This window comes from Sinomonas sp. G460-2 (assembly GCF_047759905.1).
Lineage (GTDB): Bacteria > Actinomycetota > Actinomycetes > Actinomycetales > Micrococcaceae > Sinomonas.
Genome location: NZ_JBKZWT010000144.1, coordinates 1 through 8,783, shown reverse-complemented (window position 1 = coordinate 8,783; position 8,783 = coordinate 1). Strand labels below are relative to the sequence as shown.

General features: G+C 68.2%; 6 protein-coding genes. 4 read left to right on the top strand and 2 right to left on the bottom strand.

The features are described 5' to 3' along the window. The 3 genes from ACLN58_RS13550 to ACLN58_RS13540 all read left to right on the top strand — a co-directional run. Positions 1-873 (top strand): AAA family ATPase (locus ACLN58_RS13550; protein WP_415855787.1); only part of this gene is annotated, 873 nt, incomplete at its 5' end. A gap of 64 nt (positions 874-937) precedes the next feature. After that, positions 938-5,803: an NAD-glutamate dehydrogenase gene (locus tag ACLN58_RS13545; RefSeq protein ID WP_415855786.1), complete on the top strand. Its 4,866-nt coding sequence runs from the start codon at positions 938-940 to the stop codon at positions 5,801-5,803. A 105-nt stretch (positions 5,804-5,908) separates the two neighbouring features. Then, positions 5,909-7,381, top strand: a complete 1,473-nt coding sequence (locus tag ACLN58_RS13540) for a sensor histidine kinase (RefSeq protein ID WP_415855785.1) — start codon at positions 5,909-5,911, stop codon at positions 7,379-7,381. Positions 7,382-7,536: 155 nt separating this feature from the next. Here the strand turns inward: ACLN58_RS13540 and ACLN58_RS13535 are convergent, their stop codons facing one another. Beyond that, positions 7,537-7,785: a WhiB family transcriptional regulator gene (locus ACLN58_RS13535; protein WP_043127419.1), complete on the bottom strand. Its 249-nt coding sequence runs from the start codon at positions 7,783-7,785 to the stop codon at positions 7,537-7,539. 249 nt (positions 7,786-8,034) lie between these two features. Here ACLN58_RS13535 and ACLN58_RS13530 point away from each other — a divergent pair, with 249 nt between their 5' ends. Next, positions 8,035-8,478 (top strand): hypothetical protein, encoded by a 444-nt coding sequence (locus tag ACLN58_RS13530; RefSeq protein WP_415855784.1) that lies wholly within the window; start codon positions 8,035-8,037, stop codon positions 8,476-8,478. On the opposite strand, the gene ACLN58_RS13525 is transcribed toward ACLN58_RS13530, so the two are convergent. Next, a partial coding sequence (locus ACLN58_RS13525; RefSeq protein WP_415855783.1) for a hypothetical protein occupies positions 8,450-8,783 on the bottom strand: 334 nt, incomplete at its 5' end. The genes ACLN58_RS13530 and ACLN58_RS13525 overlap by 29 nt on opposite strands.

Sequence of the window (8,783 nt, the reverse complement as noted above, 5' to 3'; positions counted from 1 at the left end):
GACGAAGGCGCCAGGCGCGGAGCCCTCCTCGCGGTGTGGGGGCCGCTCGGCTCGCCGGGCCGCACGACAATCGCTGTCAACATCGCGGCGGAGCTCGTTGCCGACGGCCAGCGAGTGGTGCTCGTCGATGCGGACACGTTCGGGCCGAGCGTCGCGGCGCACCTCGGGCTGCTCGACGAATCTGCGGGCATCGCCCAGGCCTGCCGCTTGGCCGATCAGGGGACGCTCGACGCCGAGGCGCTCGGACGGGTTGCCGCGACGGTCGTCACAACCGCCGGGGCCTTGCTCGTGCTCACCGGACTCACGCGCGCCGACCGTTGGCCGGAGCTTCGGGCGGCGTCGTTCGCGGCCGTCCTCGCGCAGTGCCGGGAGATCGCTGACACGGTGGTCGTGGACGTCGGCTTCAGCCTCGAGGCGGACGAGGAGTTCTCGTTCGACACGATGGCCCCGCGGCGCAACGCCGCGACGCTCCGCGCATTGGAGAATGCAGACCGCGTCATCGCCGTCGGCGCCGCCGACGCCGTCGGGATGCCTCGGCTCGTGCGGGGGCTCAACGAGCTAGAGCGTGCAGTGCCGGCCGCGATGCCAGACGTCGTCTTCAACAAGATCCGGCGGGGGACGCTCGGCCGGTTCCCCGAGCGGGCGCTCCGCGAGGCCTGGGAACGCTTTGGGCCGAATCGACCCATCGCGGCGCTCGTGCCCTACGACGCAGACACGGCCGACGCCGCGCTCCTCGGCGGGGACCTCCTTCTCGAGTCGGCCCCTCACTCAGCGCTTCGTCGGGCCATCGCGGGAATCGTCTGTTCACCTGTACAGCAGAATCGACGATCCGCTGTCGCAAGTGCTAGGGCACTCGCGAAGCGGTCGCGCTAGGCTCTCTGGCAGGGCGCTGCAAAGCGGCGGCGCCACCAGTCCGTCCCGTGGAGGCGATTTCACCGTGTCGACCGGAACTGCCCAGCAGAACCCGTTCCCCACCGCCGAGCAGGAGCCACGCTTCCTGGCTGACTACTACGAACATCTCGCGGACGAGGACCGGCAGTCCTATCCCGCCGAAACGTTTGCGCAGCGGGCGCGACATCACCGCTCGCTTGCCGAGCAGCGAAGCCCGGGCGAGGCGAGCATCGACATCGCCGACGAGGGCGGTCGGAGCATCGTCTACATCGTCACCGACGACATGCCGTTCATCGTCGATTCGGTGAGCGCCGAGCTCGTGCGCCGGCATTCGGCCATCCACCTCGTGGTCCACCCCATGTTCGTGGTGAGCCGGCGCCGGAGCGACGGAGTCCTCGTCGGCGTCGAGCGCGTCCCCGCCCAGTGGGGCCTCACAAGCGGCGACACGGCGGCGCTGCCCAAGCTCAGCCGCCTCATGGCCGACAGCGAGCTCATGACCCACATGGAATCGTGGATCGCTATCGAGACGGACCGCGCGTCCGCCGCCCGCAAGGTTGAGATCGTGGAGGGGCTTCGCCGAGTCCTGCGCGACGTCCGTGCCGCCGTCGACGACTGGCGGCCCATGCGCTCGAAGGCGCTCGAGATCGCGCGGAGCCTCGACAACGTGGTCGGGGGCGGGGACATCTCAGACCTCAAGCCCACCCAGGAGCTCCTCCACTGGCTCGAGGCGGGCAACTTCACGTTCCTCGGATACCGCGAGTACGACCTGAAGACGGAGAAGGGCGAGGACGTCCTCGAACTCGTCGAGGGCAGCGGCCTCGGCCTCCTGCGTGGTGACGGCGCGCACGCCCTCCAGCACCTCACCGCCGAGGGCCAGGCCCACGCCCGCGAACGCCGCGCACTCAACATCACGAAAGCGAACTCGCGCAGCACTGTCCACCGGGCGGCCTACCTCGACTACATCGGGATCAAGCGCTTCAATGCCGAAGGCCAGGTGGATGGCGAGCGCCGGTTCATCGGCCTCTTCGCGTCGACGGCCTACACGCAGTCCGCGCGGAGCGTTCCGATCGTCAAGGACAAGATCGAGTCGGTGATGCGGCAATCGGGATTCCCGGCCGATTCCCACTCGGGCAAGGACCTCCTCGCGATCCTCGAGACGTACCCGCGCGACGAGCTCTTCCAGATGGACGCGAAGCTCCTGTACGACACGGTCACGAAGATCCAGCTCCTTCAGGAGCGTCGACGGACGCGCCTGTTCCTCCGCCCCGACCTTTTCGGACGCTTCATGAATGCGGTCGTCTATCTTCCGAAGGACCGCTACAACACGACCGTGCGCCGGCGGATCGAGGACGAGCTCGAGCGCGAGTTCCACTCCGACCAGATCGATTATGACGCGCACCTGAGCGAGTCCGCGCTCGCGCGGCTGTACTTCCGGATTCGACTGCCCAAGGGCGCGACGGTCGAGGGATCAGACACGAACGCGCTCGAGCAGCGCCTCGTGACTGCGACGCGCTCGTGGGGCGAAGGGATCGCGCAAGTGCTGCACGAGAGCCGTTCGCTCGACGAGGCCGAGCACCTCGCCGCGGTGTGGTCGGAGGCGTTCCCGCCGTCGTACCGGGTCGACTACAGCATCGAGGACGCGCTTGAGGACATCGAACGGTTCGAGGTCTACGCGGCGGAGCGCGCCGAGGCCGAGAAGGCGGAGGGGGAGGAGATCCCCGAGCGCCCGGCCGTGCGGGTCTACGTCCCGCAGGGCGTCGGCGCCGAGCTCGAGGAGGACGCCCGCGTCAAGCTGTACCTGCTCGAGCCGAAGAGCCTGAGCCAGATCCTCCCGTTCTTCCACAACCTGGGCCTCGAGGTCCTCGATGAGCGGCCGTTCGAGATCGAGACCGCGGACGCGCGCGATTTCTTCCTGTACGACCTGGGCCTCAAGTACCCGGCCAACGTCAATCCGCTCGCCACAGGTGATCTCCTCGCCGATGCGTTCGGCGCGGCGCTCTCGGGGATGACCGAGTCCGACACGCTCGACCGGCTCGTGCTGCGCGAGGGGATGACCTCGCGGCAGGTCGTGATCCTCCGGAGCTACGCGAAGTACATGCGTCAGGTCGGGAACACGAACTCCTTGGGCTTCATCGCCGACACGCTCCTGGCCAACGCGAACGTCACGCGGCGGCTCATCGCGCTCTTCGACGCGCGCTTCAATCCCGCCCTTGAGGAGCGCACCCGGACGACGGCGACCGAGCAGCTCCGCGCTGAGCTCGCCGAGGCGCTCGAGAAGGTTCCGACACTTGACGCCGATCGCCTCCTCCGGACCTTCATCAACCTCATCGACTCGACGCTGCGCACGAACTACTACCTCGACCGCTCCTACCTGAGCGTCAAGCTGCGGCCCTCCGAGATCGAGGGCCTTCCCTCGCCGCGGCCGATGTTCGAGATCTGGGTGTACTCGCCGCGCGTCGAGGGCGTCCACCTCCGCTTCGGCAAGGTGGCGCGCGGCGGGCTGCGCTGGTCCGATCGTCGTGAGGATTTCCGGACCGAGATCTTGGGCCTCGTCAAGGCGCAGGTGGTCAAGAACGCCGTCATCGTCCCGACGGGCGCGAAGGGCGGCTTCTTCGCGAAGCGCCTCCCCAACCCGGCGGTCGACCGCGCGGCGTGGCTCGCTGAGGGCATCGAGAGCTACAAGACGTTCATCCGCGGCCTCCTTGACCTCACGGACAACCGTGTCTCCACTCCCACCGACGGTGAGCGTGTGGTGCCGCCGGCCGGCGTCGTGCGTCACGACGACGACGATCCGTACCTCGTCGTCGCCGCGGACAAGGGCACGGCGAGCTTCTCCGACATCGCCAACGGGCTTTCGGCCGAATACGGCTTCTGGCTCGGCGACGCGTTCGCGTCCGGCGGCTCGGTGGGCTACGACCACAAGGCCATGGGCATCACGGCGCGCGGCGCGTGGGAGTCGGTCAAGCGTCACTTCAGCGAGCTCGACCTCGATACGCAGACCGAGGACTTCGCGGTTGTCGGCGTGGGCGACATGTCGGGCGACGTGTTCGGCAACGGCATGCTTCTCTCTGAGCACATCCGGCTCGTGGGCGCATTCGACCACCGCCATCTGTTCCTCGATCCCAACCCGGACCCGGCCAGCTCGTTCGCCGAGCGGCGCCGGTTGTTCGGTCTGCCGCGCTCGTCGTGGGACGACTACAGCCGGGAGCTCATCAGCGCCGGCGGCGGGATCTACCCGCGCACGGCAAAGTGGATCCCCGTGTCCGACGAGGTCCGCGAGGCGCTCGGGCTCGCGCCCGGGACGACTCAGCTGAGCGTCAACGAGATGCTGCGCGCGATCCTGCTCGCGCCAGTCGACCTCCTCTACAACGGCGGCATTGGCACGTACGTCAAGGCAAGCACCGAGACCCACGCCCAAGTGGGGGACAAGGCCAATGACGCGATCCGGGTTGACGGGCGCGAACTCCGCGTCAAGGTCGTGGGCGAGGGCGGGAACCTCGGCTTCACGCAGCGCGGCCGCATCGAGGCCGCGCTCCAGGGCGTGATCCTCAACACGGACGCCATCGACAACTCGGCGGGCGTCGACTGCTCGGACCACGAGGTCAACATCAAGATCTTTGTGGACCGCATGGTAGCCGCTGGGAAACTCGCCGAGACCGAGCGCGCCGACTTCCTCGCGTCGATGACCGACGAAGTCGGGCGGCTCGTCCTCGAGGACAACATCGACCAGAACATCCTGCTCGTCAACGACAGGGCGCTCGTCGCGCCGTTGAGCCCAGCGCTCGAACGGCTCATGGACTGGCTCGAGGTGAACGCCGACCTCAAGCGTGACCTTGAGGCGCTGCCGACGACGGCGGAGCTGCACCGCCGCCTCGAACAGGGCCAGGGTCTCACTTCCCCGGAACTCTCGGTGGTCGCCGCCTACGCGAAGATCGAACTCGCCGAGTCGCTGCGCGAGAGTGACCTCGCCGACGATCCGTGGTTCGAGGAGACGCTGCGAGGCTACTTCCCGGCCGAGCTTCGCGAACGGTTCGGGGCAGAGCTCGACACGCACCCCCTGCGCCGGGAGATCATCGCGACTATTGTCGCGAACGACATGGTGAATCTTGGCGGCATCACGTTCGCGTTCCGCGCGATCGAGGAGACGAGTGCCACGGACGCCGCGGTCGCGAAGGCCTTCGTGGCCCTCCGTGAGCTGTACCGCCTCGACGATATGACGGCGTCCGTGAACGCGCTGCCGGCCTCGTTCCCGACCGAGCACTGGACCACGATCAACCACGACATCCGCCGGCTCCTGGACCGCGCGGTGCGGTGGCTCATCCATCAGGGCACGGGCAACCGGACGATCGGCGAGGTAGTGGACCTCTACTCGGCACCGATGACAGCGCTGCGCTCGAAGCTCCTGAAGTACCTCCGCGGCCAGGACGCCGAACGGGTCGGTGCATGGCTCGAGCGTGGCAGGGCGTGGGGCCTGCCCGAAGATTTCGCCCACCGCTGGGCCGAGCTCTTCGAGAGCTTCGCACTGCTCGACATCGCGCGGATCTCGCAGACGTCCAGCGAGACGGTCGAGGAGATTGCAGGCGTGTATTACACCGTCTTCGATCGCTTCAACGTCGACGCCTTGCTCGAGCGGATCTCGGCCCTGCCCCGGCGGGACCGGTGGCAGGCCCTGGCCCGCGCCGCGCTGCGCGACGACCTGTACAGCACTGTTGCCGACATGACGCGGTCGATCATGGATCTTTCGCCGGCCGGCGTCGATCCGGAGCAGCGCCTCGCGGCGTGGGAGGCGGAGAACGCGGAGTCGCTCGGCCGGGCCGCGACGATGTTCCGCGAGGTCAACGCGCTCGAAAGCGACGACATGGCGTCGCTGTCGGTAGCATTGAGGCTGCTCCGGTCGATCGTGCGCCACTAGGGCTGGTTTCCGGGCGAGGGTTATTCCTCGTCGGTGCGGGCGCCGGAGGCCGCGGGGATGAAGATCCCCGCGGCCAATGCGTTCTCTCTTCGACAAGGCGGTGCGGTGGCGCTCTTCACGGACACCATCCGGGAACAGGCTGACTTCGGTCCGGGCGATGCCGAATGGCTTCACCTGCTGGTGGGCGACTGGCAACTCGTCGCGGACTTGGCGTTCGCGGATCTCGCGCTCTGGTTCCCAGACCCGGCGGACGGGTATACAGCGCTTGCCCATGTGCGCCCCTCGACGACTCACACGGTGTTCCATGAGGACATCGTGGGGGAGACGATACGCGGGGACTTGAGGCCCCTCGTGGACCGTGCGTGGGCGAGCCAGACGATCGAACGAAGCCACGAGACGAGTTTCAACTCCGAGATGGCGCTGCGTGTCGAGGCGGTGCCGTTCGTGCGCAACGGTCGGACGCTCGCCGTCGTGACCTCCCACATGGATCTCTCGAGTTCGCGGATGCCGTCCCGCCTCGAGCTCACTTACCGCCAGTGCGCGTACGACCTCCTGCGCATGGGCACGCTCGGGCTGTGGCCCGACTTCGCGTCGCCCACGGGTTCTCGCCGAGGCGCGCCCCGCGTCGGCGACGGCCTGATCCGCCTCGACGCCGAGGGCATCGTGCAGTACGCGAGCCCGAACGGGGTCTCGGCGTTTCGACGGCTCGGAGGGATCGACACCCTCGAGGGTCGCTCCCTCGCAGAGCTGACCACGAATCTGCTCAAGGACCGCCGGCTCGTCGACGAGACCCTCCCGCTCGTCGTCACGGGCCGCATGCCCTGGCGCAGCGAGATCGAATCGCGCGGGGTGAGCCTGTCGCTGCGGGCGATACCGCTGCGCGATGAGCGCGAGCGCTTCGGGGCGCTGGTCCTCTGCCGCGACGTGTCCGAGCTGCGGCGCCGCGAGATGGAGCTCGTCACCAAGGACGCGACGATCCGCGAGATCCACCACCGCGTCAAGAACAATCTGCAGACGGTCGCCGCGCTCCTGCGCATGCAGTCGCGCCGCATGAAGAGCGACGAGGCGCGCCAGGGCCTCGAGCAGGCGATGCGTCGCGTCGCGACGATCGCGCTCGTGCACGAGACCCTCTCGCAGGGCCTCGCCCAGAACGTCGACTTCGACGAGCTCATCGACCGCCAGTTCCGGCTGTCAGCCGAGGTCGCGACCGGAAATCAGCACGTCACGACCGAGCGCGAGGGCGAGTTCGGCGGGCTGCCGAGCGATCTGGCGACGCCCCTCGCGCTCGTTATCAACGAACTCGTCACGAACGCCGTCGAGCACGGCCTCGAAGACCGTTCCGGCACGGTGTGGCTCATCGCGCGCCGCGGCGTCGACCAGACGGGGGAGGAGACGCTCGAGGTCACCGTGGCGGACGACGGCGTGGGGTTACCTGCGCAGCAGAGCCGCCACGAGGGCCTGGGCCTCCAGATCGTCCGCACGCTCGTCACGAGCGAGCTTGGCGGCTCGATCCACTGGGGCCCGCGTCAGGGTGGCGGCACGGAAGTGACGATTCTGCTTCAGCTGGGCCGCAGCTGAGCGGGCTAGCTGGGGCCGGCAGGGCTGATTGAAGCCGGGGTGCATAAGAAGATGCGTCCTTGTTAAAAACTGCCGCCCGCCGTGCCTTGCGGCGCGGCGGGCGGGGAAGCAGCTGCTCTGCCCTTGTCAGGCGGTGAGAGGCCTCGTCCCGGTTGTCAGGAGGCGCGGCGGGCGCGAGCCGCCCGGCGCTTGAGAGCGCGGCGCTCGTCCTCGCTCATGCCACCCCACACACCGGCGTCCTGTCCGGACTCGAGGGCCCACTGAAGGCACGTGTCGATCACCGGGCAACGCCGGCAGACACTCTTTGCCTCTTCGATCTGGAGCAGCGCTGGTCCGGTGTTCCCGACAGGGAAGAACAGCTCAGGGTCCTTGTCGAGGCAGGCCGCGCGATCACGCCAATCCATGGTTCTTGAAGTACTCCGTTCGGGGGAGAAGCCTCGCGAAGATCCTTGTGAAGATTTTCACGAGTCGTCCCAAAGCAAAGGGGCCTGTGGGGCCCCGCGGTCAACTTCATTAAGGTTGTCACGTTAACTGTGTGTAAACAAGGGGGTCGAGCGAGGATTTGGGCCTCTCGAGGCGAGGGATACGTCACATGTGAGCCGCCCCAGAAGCTGGCTCAGGCCCCGTTTCGTCGATGACGGTAGTCTCTCGCTGTGCAGTCTTCCTCCCGTCCCTCCTCGGCGAAGCCCAAGCCGGTCCAGCTCAAGGTCCTCGTCGGCATCGTCCTGCTTGAGGCCCTTGCGCTCGTGGGCATCGCGATCTTCTATGCGGTGGCGCTCGCCGCGGGCCAGGCCACGGTATCGCCGGCCGGCGCCGTGTTCACGATGGTCCTCCTGGCGCTCGTCGGTGCCGGGCTCGGTGCGGCCGGGGTGTTCCTGTGGCGCGGCTACCGGTGGACCCGGTCGATCGTGCTCGTCATTCAGCTATTCGCCGCGACCATCGGATTCCCGACCGCGACGGGCGGTTACGTCGTGTACGGACTCCTCATCCTCGTCCCGGCCGCTGCCGCTGTCGTCCTCCTGTTCTCCAAGCCGGTGTTCGAGGTCACGCAGCGCTCGACGAAGCCTCCTACGGGCGGTTCGACGTCGTCGGACTAGACGCGGCGGGCCCTCGGTCGGCCCCCAACCATCCGAGCTGGACGTCGACCTGCGTGCCATCGACCACCGCGACCCCCCGCCCGGGAGGGACCCCGCCGCGTGCGATGCCGCCGGGCGGGTCGAGCCGGACACCGAACGCGTCTCCGTCGGAAGGCGAGCGCGGCCTGATCGCTATTCCCGATCTCGTGGTTCGCGCGCGGAGGGCAATGGGACACGCGCTGTAGAGCGCCGTGCTGTACCCCGCCGTCGCCACGACCGAGGCACCCGCGTCGAGGGCCTCGACGACGAGGCTGTTCTCTTTCTGG

Coding starts and splice junctions, on each gene's coding strand:
- ACLN58_RS13535 (WP_043127419.1), bottom strand. CDS start 7,785: ATGGATTGGCGTGATCGCGCGGCCTGCCTCGACAAGGACCCTGAGCTG.